The sequence below is a fragment of the Cupriavidus sp. 01L415 genome, assembly GCF_056400065.1.
Genome location: NZ_JBFTSP010000039.1, coordinates 16859 through 39434, shown reverse-complemented (window position 1 = coordinate 39434; position 22576 = coordinate 16859). Strand labels below are relative to the sequence as shown.

Annotated in this window: 17 protein-coding genes and 2 pseudogenes; 11 read left to right on the top strand and 8 right to left on the bottom strand. The window is 64.3% G+C overall.

What is annotated here, in order from left to right; all coding sequences use genetic code 11:
* Window positions 1-183 precede the first annotated feature (183 nt).
* From AC1DOX_RS28605 to AC1DOX_RS28585, 5 genes and pseudogenes are all read left to right on the top strand, one after another.
* A complete protein-coding gene (locus tag AC1DOX_RS28605) occupies window positions 184-1776 on the top strand; it encodes a 3'-5' exonuclease family protein (protein WP_441623661.1) in 1593 nt (530 codons plus the stop codon).
* A gap of 104 nt (window positions 1777-1880) precedes the next feature.
* The gene (locus AC1DOX_RS28600; RefSeq protein ID WP_255371504.1) at window positions 1881-2303 is read left to right on the top strand and encodes a hypothetical protein; all 423 of its coding nucleotides are present in this window, start codon (window positions 1881-1883) and stop codon (window positions 2301-2303) included.
* Window positions 2304-2562: 259 nt separating this feature from the next.
* Window positions 2563-2853, top strand: a pseudogene (locus AC1DOX_RS28595) (hypothetical protein); the annotation flags it as partial.
* 34 nt (window positions 2854-2887) lie between these two features.
* A pseudogene (locus AC1DOX_RS28590) lies at window positions 2888-2965 on the top strand (hypothetical protein); the annotation flags it as partial.
* A gap of 54 nt (window positions 2966-3019) precedes the next feature.
* A complete protein-coding gene (locus AC1DOX_RS28585) occupies window positions 3020-3232 on the top strand; it encodes a hypothetical protein (RefSeq protein WP_441623663.1) in 213 nt (70 codons plus the stop codon).
* Between the two features lie 327 nt (window positions 3233-3559).
* Here AC1DOX_RS28585 and AC1DOX_RS28580 read toward each other — a convergent pair whose 3' ends face one another.
* Window positions 3560-4567, bottom strand: coding sequence for a Bug family tripartite tricarboxylate transporter substrate binding protein (locus AC1DOX_RS28580; RefSeq protein ID WP_092142951.1), 1008 nt, complete (start codon window positions 4565-4567; stop codon window positions 3560-3562).
* A gap of 269 nt (window positions 4568-4836) precedes the next feature.
* On the opposite strand from AC1DOX_RS28580, the gene AC1DOX_RS28575 reads away from it, so the two are divergent.
* Window positions 4837-5526, top strand: a complete 690-nt coding sequence (locus tag AC1DOX_RS28575) for a TetR/AcrR family transcriptional regulator (RefSeq protein WP_441623652.1) — start codon at window positions 4837-4839, stop codon at window positions 5524-5526.
* A gap of 260 nt (window positions 5527-5786) precedes the next feature.
* Window positions 5787-6461: a histidine phosphatase family protein gene (locus tag AC1DOX_RS28570; protein ID WP_441623650.1), complete on the top strand. Its 675-nt coding sequence runs from the start codon at window positions 5787-5789 to the stop codon at window positions 6459-6461.
* 12 nt (window positions 6462-6473) lie between these two features.
* Here AC1DOX_RS28570 and AC1DOX_RS28565 read toward each other — a convergent pair whose 3' ends face one another.
* Window positions 6474-7100, bottom strand: coding sequence for a LysE family translocator (locus AC1DOX_RS28565; RefSeq protein ID WP_441623648.1), 627 nt, complete (start codon window positions 7098-7100; stop codon window positions 6474-6476).
* A gap of 243 nt (window positions 7101-7343) precedes the next feature.
* Window positions 7344-7754 carry a hypothetical protein gene (locus tag AC1DOX_RS28560; protein ID WP_441623646.1) on the bottom strand — a complete coding sequence of 137 codons (411 nt, stop codon included), beginning with the start codon at window positions 7752-7754 and terminating at the stop codon, window positions 7344-7346.
* A gap of 280 nt (window positions 7755-8034) precedes the next feature.
* Between AC1DOX_RS28560 and AC1DOX_RS28555 the strand changes: the two genes are divergently transcribed.
* Together AC1DOX_RS28555 and AC1DOX_RS28550 are read left to right on the top strand one after the other, a co-directional pair.
* Window positions 8035-10344, top strand: a complete 2310-nt coding sequence (locus AC1DOX_RS28555; protein WP_441623644.1) for a mechanosensitive ion channel family protein — start codon at window positions 8035-8037, stop codon at window positions 10342-10344.
* Between the two features lie 426 nt (window positions 10345-10770).
* On the top strand, window positions 10771-11964 hold the full coding sequence (locus AC1DOX_RS28550; protein WP_441623642.1) for a helix-turn-helix transcriptional regulator: 1194 nt from the start codon (window positions 10771-10773) through the stop codon (window positions 11962-11964).
* A 78-nt stretch (window positions 11965-12042) separates the two neighbouring features.
* Here AC1DOX_RS28550 and AC1DOX_RS28545 read toward each other — a convergent pair whose 3' ends face one another.
* From AC1DOX_RS28545 to AC1DOX_RS28530, 4 genes are all read right to left on the bottom strand, one after another.
* Window positions 12043-13581, bottom strand: a complete 1539-nt coding sequence (locus AC1DOX_RS28545; RefSeq protein ID WP_092142935.1) for a SpoVR family protein — start codon at window positions 13579-13581, stop codon at window positions 12043-12045.
* Between the two features lie 45 nt (window positions 13582-13626).
* Window positions 13627-14901: a YeaH/YhbH family protein gene (locus AC1DOX_RS28540; protein WP_092142932.1), complete on the bottom strand. Its 1275-nt coding sequence runs from the start codon at window positions 14899-14901 to the stop codon at window positions 13627-13629.
* A gap of 72 nt (window positions 14902-14973) precedes the next feature.
* Window positions 14974-16896, bottom strand: coding sequence for a PrkA family serine protein kinase (locus tag AC1DOX_RS28535; protein WP_092142929.1), 1923 nt, complete (start codon window positions 16894-16896; stop codon window positions 14974-14976).
* 1192 nt (window positions 16897-18088) lie between these two features.
* Window positions 18089-19003, bottom strand: a complete 915-nt coding sequence (locus tag AC1DOX_RS28530) for an SDR family NAD(P)-dependent oxidoreductase (protein WP_441623639.1) — start codon at window positions 19001-19003, stop codon at window positions 18089-18091.
* Window positions 19004-19131: 128 nt separating this feature from the next.
* On the opposite strand from AC1DOX_RS28530, the gene AC1DOX_RS28525 reads away from it, so the two are divergent.
* Window positions 19132-20034: a LysR family transcriptional regulator gene (locus AC1DOX_RS28525; protein WP_441623637.1), complete on the top strand. Its 903-nt coding sequence runs from the start codon at window positions 19132-19134 to the stop codon at window positions 20032-20034.
* 41 nt (window positions 20035-20075) lie between these two features.
* On the opposite strand, the gene AC1DOX_RS28520 is transcribed toward AC1DOX_RS28525, so the two are convergent.
* Complete coding sequence (locus AC1DOX_RS28520; protein ID WP_441623635.1) at window positions 20076-21104, bottom strand: tripartite tricarboxylate transporter substrate-binding protein; 1029 nt, start codon at window positions 21102-21104, stop codon at window positions 20076-20078.
* Window positions 21105-21405: 301 nt separating this feature from the next.
* On the opposite strand from AC1DOX_RS28520, the gene AC1DOX_RS28515 reads away from it, so the two are divergent.
* Window positions 21406-22575: an acyl-CoA dehydrogenase family protein gene (locus AC1DOX_RS28515; protein WP_441623633.1), complete on the top strand. Its 1170-nt coding sequence runs from the start codon at window positions 21406-21408 to the stop codon at window positions 22573-22575.
* The last annotated feature ends 1 nt before the right edge of the window (window position 22576 follow it).

The window sequence follows — 22576 nt, the reverse complement described above, 5'->3', positions numbered from 1 at the left end:
GCTTCGGTCAGCGCCGCATTCCTTCGCGACTCCAACCCCCCATCGACCCCGCAACCCTTGCCAGTGCTGCCTTGCAGCGGCGGTTTGTGTTGCGAGGGGGCGAATATTAAGGGACTCCTCACCCGCTGGCAAGCGATTTCGAAAAAGAATTTTCGCATCCATTAGAATCGCCGCATGACGACGATGCCGGACCACCCCACCTATCTGCCCGAACGCCTGGCGAGCCGCGACGCCGGCACGCTCGACGCGCACGCGCTCGCCGCCGCGTTGACGCGCCCGATTGTCTTCGTCGACCTGGAGACCACCGGCGCCGATGCCCAACGCGATCGCATTACAGAGATCGGCGTTGTCGAAGTCGGCCCCGACGGCATCCACGAGTGGGACACGCTGATCGACCCTCAAGCCAGTATCCCGCCCTTCATCCAGGGCATGACCGGCATTACCGACGAGATGGTCCGCGGCCAGCCGACTTTCGAGGCCATCGCCGAATCCCTGGCCGAACGCCTGCAAGGCCGCCTCTTCGTCGCGCACAACGCGCGCTTCGACTACGGCTTTCTCAAGAATGCGTTCCGCCGCGCCGGCATCACCTTCCGCGCCGACGTCCTCTGCACCGTGCGCCTGTCGCGCTCGCTGTTCCCGTCGGTGGAGCGGCACGGCCTGGACGCGCTGATCGCCCGGTTTGGCCTGACCCCCAAGGGGCGGCACCGCGCGCTGGCCGATGCCGAACTACTCTGGCAGTTCTGGCAGAAGATTCACGACGTATATTCCGTCGACCTGGTCGAGTCCGCGGTGAAGTCGCTCGTCAAGCATGCCAGCCTGCCGGCTGGCCTGACCGAGACCGCGCTCGACGATGTGCCCGACCGTCCCGGCGTCTATCTGTTCTTCGGCGACCAGGACGCGCCGCTCTACGTCGGCAAGAGCATCCATCTGCGCCAGCGCATCCGCGCCCATTTCTCCGGCGATCATAGTCATGAGAAGGAGATGCGGCTTGCCCGCGGCGTGCGGCGCGTCGAATGGCGCGAGACCGGCGGCGAGGTGGGCGCGCTGCTATTGGAGGCCCACCTGGTCAAGGCACTGCAGCCGCTCCACAACCAGTTGCTGCGCCAGAACACCGAGCTGTTTTCATGGGAACTGGCTGCGGGCCTGTCCGCGCCGCGCCTGCGTTCCGACCGCCACATCAATTTCAGCCGCCACGCCGGGCTCTACGGCGCGTTCGGCAGCCGTGCCGCCGCGCAGGCCCGGCTGCGCGAGCTGGCGGACGAACATCAGCTTTGCCTGGCGACGTTGATGCTGGAAGCGAACAGCCACCGCGGCAATCCCTGTTTCGCCCGGCAATTGCACCGTTGCGCCGGCGCGTGCACCGGCGACGAGGCACGCGCCAGCCATCGCGATCGCACGATGTCGGCCATCTCCGCACTAGCACTGCAGCCCTGGCCGTTCGACGGGGCCATTGCCTGGAGAGAGACGGACGACGCCGGGCATCCATGGCACGTCATCGAAGACTGGTGCTATCTCGGCACCGCGCCGACGCTGGAAGACGCTGCGAAGCTGCTGTCCGACGCCGCCCGTTTCGATGCCGACACCTATCAGATTCTGGCGCCGCGCCTGCAAGACCTGAAGGCGACGGCCGTGCCGCTGGTCGCCACGCGCACGCTGGTCCTGACACCGCCGGAGCCACCCGCGCCGAAGCGCGCAACGCAGGCAAGTCCGTCAGCAACCACCCGGCGTACCTCCGCGGCCAGTCCGGATCAGCAAACCCTCGCGCTGTTTTCCTGACACCGGCCACGCATTTTTCGTGCGCCAGCACGCATAGACGCACTGGCAGCGGCAGCGCCGCTCGGCTAGTCTGCGAAGGAGGGTCTGCTACCGTTGGAGCCGCCATGCCGTCGCGCCGCCATTCCGCCCCCTGTGTCGCCATGATCTCCATCTGCGCGATGAGCCTCACCGCCGCGTGCGCCAACATCGAGGCCAGCACGATGCAGCGGATCTTCGATTCGTGGCGAGGCGCGCCAGTCGATCAGGCCAAAGCCCAGTGGGGACCGCCGCAATCCGTGCAAGCCGTGGCGGGCGGCACCGCCTATGTCTGGACCGATGAAGTCCCCACCGCGCACCCGCCGGGCAGCGGCCCCCGCGATGCGCGGCTGGAGCCTCCGCCCACCGCCGCCTATTGCCAGCGCAAGCTGATGGCCGGCCCAGACGGCAACGTCATCGGCGGCGAATGGAGCGGCAGCGCATGCTGCGTGCAGACACTGATCGGTCAGTGTGCGGGACTGACCCGGAAACCGCCCCAGGCGGCAAGCTGACGGCACCGCGCCTCAGGACAGCAGCGCCGGCGGCGATAGCCGCAGCCGCAGCCGCAGCCGCAGCCGTTTTACCGCGACGCCATCAGACAACAGGGCCCTGGCCCGCGTTGAAGCGGGAGGGACCATCCAGATTCGGGAGGAGGAATTGGAGGTGGTCTGCCTCGGGGCTTATCGTGGGCTGCGCGCCGTGGTAGCGCGTAGAGCCACAAGCAGAACGCCGGCTGGCGTGATCTGCATACTCGGATCCCGGAGACAGACCATGACTAACGATATCACTGTATTTGTCGGTATGGACGTGCATAAAGACTCCATTGCTGTAGCCGTTGCCGATGTCGGCAGGGCAGCACCCAGGTTCGTGGGTACCTGCGGGCCGACCGTTGGCAACCGAAGCGCGGTCCTGGAGGCCAACGAGCGGATCGAGCGTATTACGACAGCGCTGCGCGAACAGGTCGCTGAATGGCGCTTCCGTGCTGTCGTCCAGGCCCTGATGTGTTTCAAGGGCATCGATCTCATGTCTGCCGTCACGCTGGTTTCCGAACTGGGCGACCTGCATCGCTTCGAGCATCCCAAACAGTTGATGGCCTATCTCGGCCTGGTACCCCAGCGAATTCAGCAGCGGCCAAACTCGCTCCCAAGGAAGTATCACCAAGACCGGCAATGCACACGTGCGCCGCGCGTTGATCGAGGCCGCATGGTGTTACCGTTACTCGGCGCGCATGAGCCGCCCAATCAGCCGCCCAATCACCGAGCGACAGCAGGGCCAGCCTCGCAACGTCTGCGAAATCGCCTGGCGTGCCCAACTGCGACTGTGCACCCGATACCGCCGGCTGGACGCGCGTGGCATGCACCCCAACAAGATCTGCGTGGCCGTGGCCCGGGAACTGGCCGCTTTCCTGTGGGAGGCCGGTCGACAGGTGCAGTGCCACTGAGCTGCTGCATGCAAAGCGTCTAACGCCCGGCTTACCTCGCCGCTCCGCTTGCATTGCACGCGATGGGCAGCGCGACACACGAGCCCGACTCGGGGAGACCTCGTCTCGACTACGTGAGCGTCCTTGTGACGGCCTCCGACTATCAGATTGAGGCAGCCCCGCGACGAAGCGTTGACATGCGGTAACCAGCCCGCGGATATCAGACTGATCCACCGTCGCATCAAGCTCGTACGTCGCGCTACCCATCGCGTGCGACCTCATCTCTCTTCAACCTCGTGCTCTTCGCGCGAAGAATACGCTCGCGTCTATTGACAGCGAGGGGCCATATCAGTCGATCTTCGCGCCAGACGCCTTCACGGCCTGACCCCAACGCGCCTGCTCGTTCAGGATTGTCGTCGTGAACGCCTCCGGTGATTGCCAGGCCGGTTCGGCACCCTGCTGCTCGAACTTGGCCTTCGTGTCGGGATCCGCCAGGACGGTGCGCAGCGCGCCGGACAGCTTGTCGACGACCTCCTTCGGCGTGCCGGCAGGGGCCAGCATCCCGTAGAAACCCACCACCTCGAAACCCTTGAGCCCCGACTCTTCCATCGTCGGCACGTCCGGCAGCGCCGGCGAACGCTGGCGCGACGTCACCGCCAGCGGCCGCACCTTGCCCGCCTTGATCTGCTGCGTGAACAGTGGAATCGAATCGGCCATCATCTGCGCCTGGCCCCCCATTACATCGGTCAACGCCGGGGCACTGCCCTTGTAGGGAATGTGGACGATGAACGTGCCGGACGCCTGCTTGAACATCTCGGGCATCAGGTGCGAGATCCCGCCATTGCCGCCCGAGGCGAAGTTCAGCTTGCCGGGATTCCCCTTGGCATAGGCGATGAACTCCTTGAGGTTCTTCGCCGGCACGTTGTTATTGACGACCATCACCAGCGGAATCAGCGCCGTGCGGGCCACGGGCGCGAAATCCCTGGGCATGGCGTAAGGCAACTTGGGATAGAGCGAGTTGTTGATCGCCATCTGCCCCGTATTGGCGATGAGCAGCGTGTAGCCATCGGGCGCGGCCTTGGCCACGTTATCGGAGCCGATATTGCCGGCTGCGCCAGCCTTGTAGTCCAGCACCAGCGTCTGGCCGAGAATCGGCTGCAGCTTTTCGGCCAGGATGCGCGCGTGCGTGTCGACCGGACCACCCGGGGGAAAGGCCACCACCAGCCGGATCGGCTTTTCCGGCCAGGCCGCCTGCGCGGCGCCGGCGGCAATGGCCAGTGGCGCCACGGCGAGTACGGCCAGGGTGCGTCGGAGGCGACGGGTAAACAGGGTTGCGGTAGCGGCGGACAACGTCATCTCTTCTCTCTCCGGAAATGGCCCCAGCTCTTTGTGGCAGGGCCTGACTGCCATTGTGACGTTTTTATGACATTTTGGCGAAGCCAGCCGTATGTGTTCGATGTACGGGATGTCCCCTGTTTCCACAGTGGGCGGCCCCCCCGCGGCTTGTGTCAGCAGGCAGAGCGAGTTTCCTCCGATATTGGAAATCGTAAACCCCAGCTTGACGCACCGGACTGGCCACACTTAAGGTGCAAAACCGAATTCGAATTCGAATACGAAAATTACCCATGCATGCTTCGCCCCCAGGTGACGAGATCGCCGCCACCGCCTTCCCCCGCATCGACACGCCGTCGATCCTTCAGCCGCCGCGCCAGCGCCGCGCGCGTGAGACCGAACAGGCACTGTTGACCGCCGGGCGCGAACTGCTGGCGCAGCGCGATTTTGCCGCCGTGTCCGTCGCACAGATCGCCGCAGCATGCCAGGTCTCCGTAGGCGCGTTCTATGGACGTTTCCGCGACAAGATGTCGTTTTTCGAATCGCTTCGCTCGCTGGTCATGCAGGAGACAGAGGCCTCCGTCGCGCGCTATATGGCGGAAGAGCGCTGGAGCGAGGTGCCGGCAAGCCAGATCGTCGAGAAGACCATGCGATTCCTGACGAACGGGTGCCACAACAACCGCGGCGTCATCCGGGCTTCGCTCAAGCACGCTTCCGCCCGGCCAGAGGAATGGCTGCCCCATCAGAAGAATGGCGAGGAGATCGTCGAGCGCCTGGTCGCGCTGCTGGTGCCACGCCTGCCGGATCCCGCCGCCGAGGCCGAACTGCGCGTGCGCTTTGCAATGCAGATGGTCTTCGGCACGCTGGTCAACGCCGTGCTCAACAATCCCGGCCCACTGCCGCTGGGCGATGAACGGCTGCCCGCCGAGATGACGCGCATGGTCACCAGCTATCTCGGGCTCGACGCCAACGTCGCAGGCTGATGCCGTCGCCCTGATGCCCTGAAGTCAAAACGCCACATCCGTATCGCCATACCGCGCCTCCCTTCGCTTTGCAGTCACGATCACTTCCGCGCGCCATTGCCGGCACAACGCAGCACACGGACGGGCGCAGGACTGCATGGGGCAATGCATCGCGGAAATGGCCGCTATGAATTCCGGCGGGACTTGCTTTGTGCGCCGGCGCAGTCCCCCTAGAATCCGCCTCAACCGAATTCATGCTGGCGCGAGACGCCCGTCACATCATGGCAACGCTTTTCCTGGTCCGTCACGGCCAAGCCTCGTTCGGGGCCGCCAACTATGATTGCCTGTCTGATGTGGGCCGCCAGCAGGCGCGCTGGCTCGGCGAGTATTTCCGTGATCGCGGCGTCAGTTTCCGGCGCGTCATCGCCGGCACGCTGGTGCGCCAGCAGGACACCGCCACCGGCATCCTGGCCGGCATGGGCGCCGCCGACACAGTTGTGGCATCGCACACCGGCCTGAACGAATACGATGGTGAGGCGCTGTACCGCAGCTTCACCCAAGGCGCCGACCATCGTGCTCACCAGAACAGCGACTATCAGGACTACTGGCGCACGTTCCGTGCAGCCTTCGCGGCGTGGACACAAGACAAGCTGACGGGGATGCCGGAGACCTGGTCAGAGTTCGGCGCCCGCATGCAGGCCGCACTGACCCACGCCACTGAAGGTGCCGCGCGCGAGGATGCGCTGCTGGTGGTCAGTTCCGGCGGCGCCATTGGCCGCGCGGTGGCGGACCTGCTGGGCGCGCCGACGCAGACCGCCATCGAACTGAACCTTCAGTTCCGCAACACAGGCTTTTGCGAGCTGATCGTCGGCCGTGACACGCAGCGACTCCTGAGCTTCAACAACGTGCCACACCTGGAACGTGCCGAGCGGCGGGACGCGATCACCTTCGCCTGACCGACAGCGCCGTTACCGCTGCGACAACGCCAACCGGCCCGCCAGGGCCAGGAATACCGTTCCGGCAAACCAGTTCACTGCCCGCTGCACTCGGGCCGATCGCATCAGGATCCGGCCAAACACACCGGAGAACCACGCGATCGCGCCAAACACCAGCAGCGTGGCCAGGATGAACACAAATCCCAGCACCATCAGCTGCAGCGCCACGTGACCGCGTTCGGGCGTCACGAACTGCGGCAGGAATGCCAGGAAGAAAATCACGACCTTGGGGTTGGTGAGGTTCATCACCACGCCACGCCAATACATGTGCTTGCCGGGCTTGACGCCCTCGCCGGCCTTCGGCAACTCACCCACCGGTGCGCGAAACGCCTGCCACGCCAGATAGACCAGGTACAGCGCGCCCGCGATCTTCAACACGGTAAACGCCACCACTGACGCCGCAAGCAATGCGGCCAGACCGACCGCCACGACGGCCGTATGCACAAGCAATCCCGTACACAGCCCCAGTACGACGGTCAGCCCCGCCCGCGTGCCATGCATGGCGGACTGCAGCAATACGAAGATATTGTCCGGCCCGGGGGCCAGCCCCAGCAGGATGGCGATGCCGAGGAAAGGCAGCAGGGTATCGAGCGATGGCATGTGAGAAGTCCTCTTCGATGAGAGGGTGATGGTAGCCCAAAGCACCCGATGCGAGGACGGCGCGAATCGGCCCGGCGCCCGCGCTTGAGCATGCCGAATGCCGCCTGCACGACACGCGGCGGCGTCCCTTCGATTGCGATCGCCCCACGCCGGACACGGCAATGCGTCGCCCAAAAAGGAAAGCGGGGCGCAGGCAGACTTCCTGCGCCCCGCTTTGCGTGGCCAAATCACTACGGGTTCCTCTTACGCACGGGCGCCGTCGAGGTACGGGTCAAAGCCGCGCGCCGGGCTGGCCGATACACCGACGTTATCCAGGCCAGCGACGAAACGTGCGCCATCGGTGTACGGATCGCCACCTCGGGCGCCGTCGGCATACGGATCGAAGGTCCGTGCGGGGGAAGCCGAGACGCCTACCTTGTCCAGACCCGCCACGGTGCGGGCGCCGTCGGCATACGGATCAAACTTGCCGGTGCGGGCGCCGTCCGTAAAGGCGTCGTGCGTCCGGAATTCGTAGCCGTATTGGTCAGCGGGCACGCCGGTGCGGAATTCGTAGCCGTACTTGTCGGCCGGCACGGTGCTCGCCTGAACGGTGCCGAGGGCGGCCAGGGACAGGAGGAGCGTGGATGCGATCTTCAGGGCGGCGGTCTTGGTCATGATTTCTCTCCGTAAGTCATTAAGTTGATTTGATGGCTCCGGACGTCCGCGTTTGCTTGTTCGCGCCGTCCATGTGCTGAACTATATGCCTCGCAAGTGATCGATACCGGGCCACGTTCAGGATAAGTCATTCAATTTTTTTCAACTTCAGCCGGCGGTCGGAAATTCGCTGCAACGAGGATGGCATGCCCGACTTCGCGTGCCGATGCGCTACAGTGACGCGATGCTGGCTTTCCTTCTGGAGCCAGCCAGACGTCCCGTCTCTGCGCGCCCCGCATCCATGCACCGTCTGCCCCTTCGATTCCTGACCCTGGCACTGCTGCCGCTCGCCCTGCTGGCGATGGCGCTTGCGGCCGCCGCCCATGCGGCCCCCGCCAATCCGATCGTCGCCGCCGTGAAGAAGGCCGAAGCCGCCTCGGCGCCAGCCGCCCCGGCCAGCGTGCCACTGACACAATCGATCGACCAGGTCATTGGCACGCTGCAGAACGACAAGGAGCGCCAGAACCTGGTCAACCAGTTGCAAGCGCTGCGACGCGGTCTCGATGCGTCTGCGGCGGCCGCCGCTTCCGCCGCCCAGGCCAGCGCGCCGGCACCTGGACTGATCGGCGCCGTCACGCAGGCGCTGCAGGACATCGACAACGCCCCGCACAGGGACCGCGGCCCGTGGCACTACTGGGACTGGCGCATGCGGTTTGCCGGCGAGGAATGGCGCGAGGCCCTCACGCTCAACCACACGCGGCCAGCCATCGTCTCGATCCGCGAGTTCGCCACCGTCCTGGCCGGCTGGGCACTGACAGGCTGGCTGCTCTGGGAACTCTCGCGAAGACTGCACCGGAACCGTTTGCAACCCGCCAGGCCGACGCCCTTGCCATCCATCCCTTCCTGGGTCGATGTGGGCATCTACTTCCTGCGGCGGATCGGGCCGTGGATCGTGGCTTTCGCCCTGACGGTTCTGCTGGCCTATCAGATCTTTGGCCGGACCCCGGCCAGCATGGCGGGCGTCATCGTGGCCTATGCCATCGTCGCGGGCGCGGTGATGTCGGCGGTGTGCCAGGTCATCTTCGCGCTGTTCCAGTCCGCGCATCGTGCGCGCGCCGTACGCGACCTGCTGCAACACTCGCCGTGGCTCCTGTTCATCACCGGCTCGCTGGCCGCGCTGGGCGAAGCCAACACGGACCCCCGCGCCATTTCCGCGCTCGGCGTCAATCTCGCGGGGCTCATCGGCACCTACGCCAACATCCTGGCCGCGATCCTGATCGGCGTGTTCGCCATACGCTTCCGGCGACAGGTGGGCCACCTGATCGCGCTGCGACCGCTGTCCTTCCGCCAGCAGCACCCGGCCATCATGGACCTGCTGCGGATTGCCGGGCAGGCCTGGTACCTGCCGATGCTCGCAGTGGTCGTGTCATCCGTGATCGGCACGATCATGGCTACGGGCCACGCCGACGAATTCCTGCGGCGCGCGGTGGCTACCGTGGCACTGTTCGTGGCGGCACTGATGATGACCCTGGTGGTGGGCCGATCCCCCAAGGCGACAGTGCGCGCGCCGCGGCTGCGTGACCGGCGGCGCTCCGCCTATATACAACGCTTCGGCCGGTTTGGCGCAGCCCTGATCCGCGTCGGGATCTGGCTGGTGTTCTTCGAGATCAACGCGCGGATCTGGCATACATCACTGATGCGGATGGCCGAAACCACCGTACTCGGGCGGCACATCACGGAAGCCATCCTGAGCGTCATCGGCATCGTGCTGCTGTCCTGGCTGGCGTGGTTGCTGATCGACACCGCCATCACGCAGACCTTGTCCCCGACCCATGGCCGCGCCGCCCAGCCCAGCCTGCGCGCCAAGACCATCCTGCCACTCGTTCGCAATGCATCATTCGTCGCGCTGCTGGTCGTGGCGATGATCGCGGTCATGGCCAACCTTGGCATCAACGTCACGCCGCTGCTGGCCGGTGCCGGCGTGGTCGGCCTGGCCATCGGCTTTGGTGCGCAAAGCCTGGTGCAGGACCTGATCACGGGGCTCTTCATCGTGATCGAGGACTCCATCGCCATCGGGGACTCCATCGAACTGCCCGACCACGCTGGTGTCGTGGAGGCCATGACCATCCGCACCGTCAGGCTGCGAGACGGCAAGGGCGCGTTGCACACGCTGCCCTATAGCCAGATCAAGACCGTCAAGAACCTGTCACGGGGCTACGCATTCGCGGTGTTCAACATCTCGGTGGCCTACCAGAGCGACCTGGACCGCGCGCTGGAGATCATTCGCAGCACGGGTGCCGAGCTGGCGCGCGACCACCGCTACAGCCGCAACCTGCTGTCCGGCCTCGACATCCTGGGGCTGGACCGGTTCGACCCCAACGGGCAGGTGGTGCTGGCGCAGTTCAAGACTCGACCGCTGACGCAAGCCGAAATCACGCGCGCCTTCAATGTCCGGCTCAAGCGCAATTTCGACGCCAACGGCATCCGCATGGCCGCGCCCCACCTGACCGTGCAGGTCGACGGCGGCGCGGCAGGCGATGCCGGCGTGACCGCGGCGGCAGCCGGCGCGGGCGTCGAACTCGTCACCCCGCAGCAAGGGAAAACCGCCTGATCTCAGGCCCTGTCACGGCCATCGGCTGCCGCCGACATAAAGCTGTCGCTTTTGCGCAAACGCGTGCCAAAACAATGATTGCGATGCTTTGAGATAGGGGAGGCCCCGCATTACTATCACGCGAGTCTCGGCTGTGATAGCCGGTGCGGCGGGGGGAGCCTGCCGACGCCGTCGCAAGCGGACCGGCAATCTGCCGGAAAGCCACGCGAGACGCGGGGTGTGCCCCTCTAAGGCGGGATGTTCCCGGTGCCGGTTTCTGCACGATCATCATCATGCATCCGGGGCCGGCAGTGCCATCGCCTGCCAGATCACAGAGACGTCGCCACCGGGTCAAACCGGTGAGCCAGGGATGCATACATAACAAGGGGACCACGCCTCGATGCAGTGGTCTTGAGGAAAAGGCGTTTGCCACCGGGGGAAATCAATATGGGCGAACACCCGTCTGCCGACGACGTATTTCATCGTCTGGTCGATTGTATCTACGAGTCCGCCATGGACGTGGCGGCCATGCCGGCCGCCCTTGACCTGTTTTCCCGCTACACCTGCACCGACAGTCCGAGCTACCTGATCTGGGACAAGCTCGCGGGTCAGGCACGCCTGGGGGTCACGCCACATGGCTGCTTCACGAGCGCCAACAGCATGCCTGACAGCATGCGGTCCCTGCCCGGCCCCGCCACGCGCGCGACCGCCGCGCTGGCCTGCGAGGCCATACCGGCAGGCGCCGGCGCGCAGATGGTGGCCGCACCCGTGCTTGCCAGTGCCGCGGTGTACGACTGCGGCGGCCTCGAGCATGGCGTCCGCCTGTTCGACACCGCCGAGGTCTGCGTGATGATGAGCGCCACACCCAACGGCGCGGACTCGCTGCCGCGGGATCACCGCGATCGACGGCTGGCGCAGGTCATGCCGCACTGGGCGCGCGCCGCGCGCATGCAGCATCGCAATTTCGAACTGAGCGGCCTGGCGTCGCTCGGCCTGGCGGGACTCGACACCCTCGACTTCGGCGTCATGGTCCTTCAGGCCGATATGCGCGTGCGCTATGCCAACAGCTGGGCCGAAGCCCTCGTGCAGGCCGACGCCAATCTCGCGCTCGAAAACGGCGTTCTCTGCGCGCACCCGGAATCGCTGCAGGCAGTGCTCAACAAGATGCTCGACGCCGCCGTGCACGGTGGCCGCAATGGCGGCGCCGCGGCGGGGTCGTGGATGCACATCACGTCTGGCGGCCAGCCGGTGCCGATGATCGTCATGCCGCTGGTGTCGCGCCAGCCCGTGGAAGGGCCGTGGCAGCTGCCGGCGGCGATGATGCTGCTGGGCAACTCGGAATCGCGGTCGGTGCTTGACGCCGCCGTGCTGACGTCGCTGTTCGGGCTGTCGAAGAAGGAGAGCATCATCGCCATCCGACTGGCGGCCGGCGAGACGCTGAATGAAATCGCCGAGCGCGAATTCCTGTCGCCGCACACCGTGCGCGTCCATATCCGCGATACGCTGCGCAAGACCGGCACGCATCGGCAATCGGAGCTGGTCCGGCTGCTGCACCTGCTGCCCGGCGTGGACCTGGAGCGCGCCGGCGCGAGTTCCGCGGCGCGCCCGAGGTCCGCGCGGCTGCATGCGGTGCGGCGCTGACCGGGCGCCCACGCGACCGAAAAAAACAAACCGGGCCCTGTGAGGCCCGGTTTGCATTGGTGCCAGCAGCACGCGCCGCTAGGCCGCCTTGCGCTGGTGATGGTGCTTGCGCTCCGGCTTGCACTCGTACTTGAGTTCGCGCCGGCCGTCCTCGTAAGCCACCTCGAGCCGCACCGTGAACCCCCATAGCCGCGTGACGTGCCGCACCACCTCGTCGAAACTCTGCGCCAGCGGCCGGCGATCGCTCTGCAGGTGCCGCAGCGTCAGGGAGCGGTCGCCCCCGACATCCACATTGGTGACCTGGATGTTGGGCTCCATGTTCGACAGGTCGTACTGATTGGCCAGCAATTGGCGGATGCCGCGGTAGCCTTCGTCGTCATGGATGGCGGTCACGCGCAGCTTGCCTTCTCGATCATCGTCCAGCACCGAGAACAGCTTCAGTTCCCGGATCACGCGTGGCGACAGGAACTGCAGCAGGAAGCTCTCGTCCTTGAAGTTGCGCATGGCGAAGTCCAGCGTCGTGCGCCAGTCGGTGCCCGCGATTTCCGGCGCCCAGCGCCTGTCTTCCTCGGTCGGGTTCTCGCACATGCGACGAATATCCTGGAACATCAGGAAACCCAGCGTGTACGGGTTCAGGCCGCTGTAGTACGGGCTGTGGTAAGGCGGCTGGTAGATGACATTGGTGTGCGCCTGCAGCAGTTCGAGCATGAACGCGTCGTTGACGAGCTTCTCTTCGTAGAGTTGGTGCAGGATCGTGTAGTGCCAGAACGTCGCCCAGCCCTCGTTCATGACCTTGGTCTGGCGCTGCGGGTAGAAGTACTGCGCGATCTTGCGCACGATGCGCACGATCTCGCGCTGCCACGGTTGCAGCTTGGGCGCATTCTTCTCGATGAAGTAGAGCAGGTTCTCCTGCGGCTCCGGCGGAAAGGCGATGTCCGGTTCCCCGTTCTCCTCTTCTTCCTTGAGCAGATGGGGCCGATGCTTCGGCAGCGTGCGCCAGAGGTCGTTGACCTGCATCTGCAGGTAGTTCTCGCGCTCGGTCTGGCGCGCCATCTCCTCGGTGATCGACAGCTTCTTGGGCCGCTTGTAGCGGTCCACCCCGTAGTTCTGAAGCGCGTGGCAGGAATCCAGCAGCAGCTCCACCTCCTGCTCGCCGTAGCGCTGCTCGCACTGCGCCACATAGTTCTTGGCGAACAGCAGGTAGTCGATGATGGCGTCCGCATTGGTCCAGGTGCGGAACAGGTAGTTGCCCTTGAAAAACGAGTTATGGCCGTAGCAGGCGTGCGCGATGGTCAGCGCCTGCATCGGCATCGTGTTCTCCTCCATCAGGTACGCGATGCACGGATTGGAGTTGATCACGATCTCGTACGCCAGCCCCATGTGGCCGCGCTGGTAGCTGCGCTCGGAAGCCAGGAAATGCTTGCCGTACGACCAGTGGCTGTAGCCCACCGGCAGCCCGGCGGACGCATAGGCGTCCAGCATCTGCTCGGCGGTGATGATCTCGATCTGGTTCGGATATGTGTCCAGCCCGAAATCGCCGGCAATGCGGGCGATCTCGCGGTCGTAACGCTGGATCAGCTCGAAGGTCCACTCCGAGCCCGTGGAGAGATAGGCCATAGACGTCCCCAGTTACGTACCACTACCGGTCAGGCGAACCGGCAGCTACCTGCCAGGCCACGCGGCCCGCTTCTGGAAGAGATCGTGCAGCACGGGATAGATTTCGTCGGCACCGATGATGCGCTGCATCGCAAAGTGCTCGAACTGGCTCTTCACCGTGAGGTATTCCTCCCAGAGATTCTGCGGTTCCTCCGAGGCCACTTCCACATAGGCGTAGTACTGCACGAGCGGCAGGATCGAATCGCGCAGCAGGCGTCCGCACAACTCCGAATCGCCGGCCCAGTTATCGCCATCGGAAGCCTGGGCGCAGTAGATGTTCCACTGGCTCGGCGGGTAGCGGTCATGGATGACCTCCACCATCAGTTTGAGCGCGCTGGAGACCACGGTACCACCGGACTCGCGCGAATGGAAGAAGTCTTCCTCCTCCACCTCTTTCGCCACCGTGTGATGGCGGATGAACACCACGTCGATGCGCTCGTAGTTCCGTTTGAGGAACAGATACAGCAGCATGAAGAAGCGCTTGGCCAGGTCCTTGCGGCTTTCGTCCATGGACCCCGACACGTCCATCAGGCAGAACATCACGGCCTGCGCCTGGGGCCGCTTCTTGAGCACGCGGTTGTTGTAGCGCAGGTCAAGCTTCTCGATAAAGGGCACGCGGTCCACGCAGGCGCGCAGGTGGCGCATCTTCTCCATCAGCGCCACCGCGTTGTCCGAGTAAGGCCCTTCCTTTTCGATCTCCTCGCTGTACTCGATCTCGAGTTCGCGCAAGCGCTTGATGTAGGGGCTCGACAGCGCGATGCGCCGCCCGATCGAACTGCGCATGGTGCGCAGGATCGACAGGTTCGATGGTGTGCCGTCAATGGAGTAGCCGGCGCGCACCTTGCGCACCTCGGCGATCTTGGCGAGGTGGCGCTTGGCCAGGTCCGGCAGCGCCATGTCTTCGAAGAAGAAATTCAGGAAGTCCTCGCGCGACAGCGTAAAGACGAAATCGTCCTCGCCCTCGCCGCTGTCGCTGGCGCGCGACCCACCGCCACCGCCACCCTGCTGCTGGCGGTCAAAGCTGTCGCCTTTGACAAACTTCTTGTTGCCCGGGTGGATCCATTCGCGCTTGCCGCCCTGGCCGTGGTGGAAGATCGGCTCGGTGATGTCCTTGACCGGAATAGACACCTGCCCGCTCTGCTCGATGTCCATGATCTTCCGGCCGGACACCGCCTTCGCCACCGCTTGCCGGATCTGCTCGCGGTAGCGCTTGATGAAGCGTTGCTGATTGACGGCACTCTTGTTGCCGCCATTTTCGCGCCGATCGATGACCGTAGCCATAAGCCGCCCGCCCGCCTTGATGAAACGCCACTAAAAAGTCGCGTGGATAAAGGACACCGCGTCCGGTTGTTGTTACGACGATTTCCTGACGCGCAAATACCACTCCACCAGTAGTCGAACCTGTTTCGGCGTGTACCCTTTCTCAACCATGCGATTGACGAAGTTCTCGTGTTTGTCCTGGTCTTCCCGTGACGACTTCGCGTTGAACGAGATGACCGGCAGCAGATCCTCCGTCGTGGAGAACATGCGTTTTTCGATCACCATCCGCAGCTTTTCATAGCTGGTCCAGACCGGATTCTTGCCACCGTTGTTGGCGCGGGCCCGCAGTACGAAGTTGACGATCTCGTTGCGGAAATCCTTCGGGTTCGAGATCCCCGCCGGCTTTTCCACCTTCTCGAGTTCATCGTTTAGCGCGTTGCGGTCGAGGATTTCACCGGTGTTCGGATCCCTGTACTCCTGGTCCTGGATCCACAGGTCGGCAAACACCACATAGCGGTCGAAGATGTTCTGGCCATACTCGGAATAGGACTCCAGGTAAGCGGTCTGGATCTCCTTGCCGATGAACTCAACGAACGGCGTTGTCAGATACTCCTTGATATACGACAGCAGCTTGGCTTCTTGCTCGGGCGGAAACTGTTCGCGCTCGATCTGCTGCTCGAGCACGTAGAGCAGGTGCACCGGATTGGCCGCGACCTCGGTGTTGTCGAAATTGAAGACCTTGGACAGCACCTTGAACGCGAAGCGCGTCGACAACCCGTTCATGCCTTCGTCGATGCCGGCGTAGTCGCGATATTCCTGGTACGACTTCGCCTTCGGGTCCACGTCCTTCAGGCTCTCGCCGTCATAGACGCGCATCTTGGAGAAGATGTTCGAATTCTCCGGCTCCTTGATCCGCGTGAGCACCGCGAACTGCGCCATCATCTTCAGCGTGTTCGGCGCGTTCGGCGCGGCAGAGAGCGAACTGCTGCGCAGCAGCTTGTCGTAGATCTTCACCTCGTCGGACACGCGCAGGCAGTACGGCACCTTCACGATGTAAATCCGGTCGAGGAAAGCCTCGTTGTTCTTGTCGGCCTTGAAGGTCTGCCATTCGGCCTCGTTCGAGTGCGCCAGGATGATGCCGTCGAACGGGATCGCGCCGAAGCCTTCCGTCCCCTTGTAGTTGCCTTCCTGCGTCGCGGTCAGCAGCGGGTGCAGAACCTTGATGGGCGCCTTGAACATTTCCACGAACTCGAGAAGGCCACGGTTGGCCAGGCAAAGTCCGCCGGAATACGAATAGGCGTCCGGGTCATCCTGCGGGAAGTCCTCCAGTTTGCGAATGTCGACCTTGCCGACCAGCGAGGAGATATCCTGGTTGTTTTCATCGCCAGGCTCCGTCTTGGAAATCGCGATCTGCGACAGCACCGACGGCCGCAGCTTGACCACGCGGAATTTGGTGATGTCACCATTGAACTCGTGCAGGCGCTTGACCGTCCACGGCGAGGGAATGGTATTCAGGTAGCGCACCGGAATGCCATAGTCCTCCTCCATGATCTTGCCGTCCTCCTCGGGCGAAAACAGTCCGAGTGGCGATTCATGGATGGGGGACCCCTTCAGCGCGTAAATGGGGATCTCCTCCATCAGCGCCTTGAGCTTCTCGGCAAGAGACGATTTGCCGCCGCCAGGGGGCCCAAGCAGATACAGGATCTGTTTGCGTTCTTCAAGGCCCTGCGCCGCGTGCTTGAAGAAGGAGACGATCTGCTCGATCGTGTCTTCCATCCCATAGAAGTCGCGGAAGGCCGGGTACACCCGGATGACCTTGTTGAAGAACAGTCGGGACAGCCGCGGATCGTGGTGGGTATCCACCAGTTCAGGCTGTCCGATTGCGGCGAGCATGCGCTCTGCGGCGGTCGCGTAGGCAGTAGGATCCTTCTTGCAGATCTCCAGGTACTCCTGGATGCTGAATTCCTCTTCCTTACGGCCTTCGAAGCGCGTGGCGTAGTGGCCAAAAATGTCCATACCTCACTCCCGTCAGAGTCCCACGTCCGAGGCGAAGGTAGTTCTGCTCCCCTAAGACTCCGCGGCAATGTTGCGTTCCACCACCCCGGCCTGGCGGAGTTGCCATGTTGCGAAGTCTTTACTTCATCATAGTCAATAACGACGATGGTGAGACCGGAGTTGACGTGCTAAATCCACATCCCTTCAGTCGTTGCGACGGGTGTCGACACCGCGCATCGCACTCACTGAAACACTCGCCTGCTCACCCCGCGCGACGGGCCATTGACCATGCTTGTGACACACCTTACACCTTTCTGGCGGCTAATGCACAGACGCCGTGTGTAACCAGTGCACAAAACCAGTAACGTCTGACAGCGCTTGTCGGCCATGGTCCTACGTCGCTATCTCTACTGTGCCCGATCACGCATTGTCATGACATCATGCGAACGAACGATTTATGCATGACGTCCTGCCACTTTCACATAAAACGCGTGACGCGGAATCCATCGTTGCCACGCAATGCCTCATTCAAATTCCATGCGCGCGATAGGGGCGCTTCCTCCACCGATCCGCGCACTCCATCAACACGACGACACTGCAGGCCACGCTGCGACAGGATGACGCAGACCTGTCCATGCACATCAGCACTGTCGGTCCGCGAGTGCCAGTCATCCGCAGTTGCCGGTCGATCGATTCGTCAGCACCGCGCGCACCGAATCGGCTGGGCTTCCAACCATCGAGACGCCTCCCGCAGGCGAGCCCGTCAGCCATCGCGGCCCACAGCCTGCCTTTCGGCATCTGCACTGTTTTGAGTTCTCCCGGCGGCATCGCTGTAGCGCGCGCACCTTGCGGGTGCGCAGTCTCCATCCGTCCGCTGCCATGTGCACTGCTGAGCAGATTGCGTGCCATGCGTGCTGCGGAGCAAGACTGCCTGCGCTGCGGCGCAGCACGAATGCGCGTTTGTCGCAGCGCATCATGTCATGCGCATGCCGGCGCGGATCCGTGGGTCCATCCATTGAACAAGAGCGCGCGAGCAGTCCGCGAGCCGCCTGCGCAACGCGCCAGTGCGGCCGCATGAGCCGTCTTGCGCGACGGCAACAAGCGGCTCGTGCATCACACCCATCCGAATGCCGTCGATCAGCCAGCGCCGCCCGACCTCGATCACCGACGGCCCGGCGAGAGGCGCGCTGGCCGTCGCGGACGGCGCTGTCGGTCAGATCGGATCCCAGTTGATCACGTCGGGCGAGCGCTCCAGCGGATAGAAGCTACCGCGCATCGCCGGCATGGCGATCTCCGCCACGGTCTCGGGCGTCCAGCCTTCGCTGGTATGGACCGACCGCACCGGGCGGGGCTGACTCATCAGCATGATCTCGTTGGCGCGCACGGCGAAGATCTGCGCATTGACCTCGTGCGCCGCATCGCTGGCCAGAAACACGGCCACCGGGGCGATCTTGCCCGCTTCCATCTTCTGCAGCCGGGCCACTCGCGCGCGCTCTTCCGGCGTCTCGGCCGGGATCGAGCTGGTCATGCGGCTCCACGCGAACGGCGCGATGCAGTTGGATCGCACGTTGAAGCGCGCCATGTCCAACGCGATGGACTTCGACAACGCGGCAATCCCCAGCTTGGCCGCCGAGTAATTGGCCTGCCCGAGGTTGCCGATCAGGCCGGACGTCGAGGTCATGTGGACGAACGCCCCGCTTTCCTGGTCCTTGAAATAGTTGGCCGCCGCGCGGCTGACGAAGAATGTGCCGTTGAGGTGGACGTCAATCACCGAACGCCATTCCTCCTCGTTCATCTTGAAGAACATGCGGTCGCGCAGGTTGCCGGCATTGTTGACCACGGCATCGATGCGGCCAAACTGATCGAGCGCGCACTGCACGATGGCATTGGCGCCGCTCCAGCTGGACACGCTGTCCGTGCTGGCCACCGCCTCGCCACCCGCGGCACGGATTTCTTCCACCACGCGCTCCGCCGGTCCCTTGTCGCCGCCCTCGCCGCTCATCGACACGCCCAGGTCATTGACCACAACCCTGGCGCCCGCCGCCGCCATGCCCAGCGCGATCCCGCGCCCGATGCCACCGCCCGCGCCGGTAACCAGCGCCACCTTGCCTGCCATCAAACCGCTCATTGCCTCACTCCTTTGTCGTGCGATACGGGGAAGGTACCCGTTTTATTGCTGCGCCGGATACGATAGATTGATGGCCGACGCTTTGGAATTCACGAATCACAAAAGTGGGCTTAGGCCCGACGGAAGCCATGCACTACGACCTGACTGACCTGCGGCTGTTCCTCAATGTCGGGGAAACCGAAAACCTGACGCGGGCGGCTGAACGCAGCTTCCTTTCCCTTCCCGCCGCCAGCACGCGCATCAAGCAGCTGGAGGAAGCGTTCCAGACGCAGCTGTTGATCCGCCAGGTCAAGGGCGTGCGGCTGACGCCCGCCGGCGACGCGCTGCTGCGCCACGCGCGGGAGGTGTTTCGCGAGCTTGAATGCCTGCATTCGGACCTGCGACCCTATGCCAAGGGCGTGAAGGGACGCGTGCGGTTGCTGGCCAATACCACAGCCACCAATTCATTCCTGGCCACGGCGCTGTCGCGCTTCCTGTCGGAAAACCCGGATGTCGATATCGAGCTGGAAGAACACCTGTCGGCAGAAATCGTCTCGGCCATCAGCGCCGGCGCCGCGGATCTCGGCATCGTCGCGGGCGAGGTGGCCACGGAGGACCTGGACGCCATGCAGCTGTGCAGTGACGAGTTGATCGTCATCGCGCCCGTCAATCACCCGCTGCCGGCGTTCAAGACACTGCATTTCGCCGATCTGCTCGATAGCTGCCGCTTTGTCGGCCTGAACCAGTTCTCGGCGATCCAGTCATTCCTCGACCGCATCGCCAATGGCATGGGCAAGCGGATCAGCCTGCGGATCCAGGTGGGGAGCTTCGACGCGGTGTGCCGGATGGTGGAAGCCGGCGCGGGCATCGCCATCGTGCCGAACAGTTGCGCGCGCCGCTACGCCAGCCGCAAGGTGCTGCGCTTCATCCGCCTGGAAGACGACTGGGCCCGGCGCGAGATACGGCTGGTGCGCAGGCCGGGGCGCGAACTGCCGCAGTTCGCGGAGACGCTGATCCACTACCTCGTGGATGCGGCGCGCGAGCCCGTATGACGATATGAAGGGCCCGCGCGCGCGATGAAGGGTATTCTGGCTTAATCGGCCTTCACGCCGGCCGCCTTGATGATCGGCGACCATTTGTCGATCTCGGCCGCCAGCCACGTGCGCAAGCCTTCCGGCGTCTGCTTGTCTTCCGGCACGATCACCGCACCCAGTTCCTGCAGCCGTGCCGCCACGGCCGGGTCCTTCAGCGCCGCACGCAATGCGCCATTGAGCTTGTCGATGACCGCAGGCGGCGTGCCCTTGGGCGCGTAGACGCCGTGCCAGACCTTGACCTCGAAGCCCTTCAGCCCGCCCTCGCGCAACGTCGGTGCATTCGGCAGCGCCTGGATGCGGTCCACGGTGGTCACGCCGTACAGCTTGACCTTGTCGGCCTTGATATGCGGCAGCGTCTGGGTGGTCTGGTCGCACAGCACGTCAACCTGCCCGCCCAGCAGCGCCGTCATCGCCGGCGCGGTGCCCTGGTAGGGAATCGCCTGCAGATCCACGCCGATGGCCTTCTGGAACAGCATGCCGCATAGCTGCGACACGGCTCCCAGCCCGGCATTGGCCAGGTTCACCTTGTTCTGGTTCTTCTGGATGTAGGTCACCAGTTCCGGCAGGTTGTTCGGCGGCAGGTCATGCCGGCCCAGCAGCGTCATCGGCACATCCGCCACCTGGCCCACGAAGGCAAAATCGGTGAGCGGCTTGTACGACAGCTTCGAATACAGGGCCGGCGCCGTGGCCATGCCGTTATGGTGGATCAGGATCGTGTAGCCATCCGGCGCCGCCTTAGCCACGTACGACGCCGACACGGTGCCGCCGGCGCCCAGCCGGTTTTCCACCACCACGCTCTGCCCCAGGGACTTCGACATCGCCGCGGCCACCGAGCGCGCCACGACATCGGTCGGACCACCCGCCGCGAACGGCACCACCATCACGATCGGCTTGGACGGGAATGCGTCCGCCGCGTGGCCGCGCACCGGCGCCGCTATCGCGATCGCCGCGGCCATGCCGAGTGCGGCCCACGTCATGCCTGGCCGATTGCGGGCAACGCCGGCTGGCGCCAGCCTGGATGAGGTCATACGCTGTCTCCTGAAAGCGCGCGTGTCGCGCGTCTGCGTTTTGATGGGAATGTGAGCAGCGTGAAAGCAAACGTGCCTGCGCACAATTCCGATTTGCCGAAGGGGGAACAAGGCCGGCGTGAAGACCTCGGGCATTCCCTTACGCCCGCCCCTCGCCCGAAGCCAGCTCCGAAGTCGACCCCTGAACCAGCCCCTAAGCCTGCCCCTAAGTCAGCCCCTAAGCCGCGCTTCGGCAAATCCGAATTACGCCGCCCCGGTGCCTCGGGAATAATGGCCCCACTCGACCATCACAGACATTGCCATGCTTGCAGATCAGGACCAAGACCAGATTTACCCGGAAATCCGCGAAGCCGTGCGTGATCTCTGCCGCGAATTCGACTCCGCCTACTGGCAGCGCGTGGAAGAACAGAACGCTTTTCCGGAGACCTTCGTGCAGGCGCTGACCCAGGCCGGCTGGCTCTCCGCGCTGATTCCCGAGACATACGGCGGCTCCGGACTGCCGTTGACGGCGGCGTCGGTCATCATGGAGGAGATCAACCGCAGCGGCGGCAACTCGGGCGCGTGCCACGGACAGATGTATGTGATGGGCTGCCTGCTGCGCCACGGTTCCGATGCGCAGAAACAACGCTGGCTGCCCGGCATCGCCTCCGGTGAACTGCGCATGCAGTCGATGGCGGTAACCGAGCCCACAACCGGCACCGACACCACCAAGCTCAAGACCACGGCGGTGCGGCAGGGCGACAAGTACGTGGTCAACGGCCAGAAGGTGTGGATCTCGCGCGTGCAGCACTCCGACCTCATGCTGCTGCTCGCGCGGACCACGCCGCTCGACCAGGTGAAGAAGAAGTCCGACGGCCTGTCCGTCTTCGTGGTGGACCTGCGCGAGGCCATCGGCAACGGCCTGACCGTGCAGCCGATCCGCAATATGGTCAATCACGAAACCAACGAACTGTTCTTCGATAACCTCGAGATTCCCGCCGCGAATCTGATCGGCGAGGAAGGCAAGGGGCTCAAATACATCCTCGACGGCCTGAACGCGGAACGCATCCTGATCGCCGCTGAATGCATTGGCGACGGCTACTGGTTCGTGGAGCGCGCCACCGGCTATGCGCGCGAGCGCATCGTGTTCGACCGCCCGATCGGCCAGAACCAGGGCGTGCAGTTTCCCATCGCGCGCGCGTTCGTCAACGTGGAAGCGGCCAGCCTGATGCGCTACAAGGCCGCGCAGCTGTTCGATGCCGGCAAGCCGTGCGGCAAGGAGGCCAACATCTCCAAGCTGCTGGCGGCCGATGCCTCGTGGGAGGCGGCCAACGTCTGCCTGCAGACGCATGGCGGCTTCGGCTTCGCCGCCGAGTACGACATCGAACGCAAGTTCCGCGAAACGCGCCTCTACCAGGTAGCGCCGATTTCCACCAACCTCATCCTGTCCTACGTGGCCGAACACGTGCTGGACCTGCCCCGTTCCTTCTGAC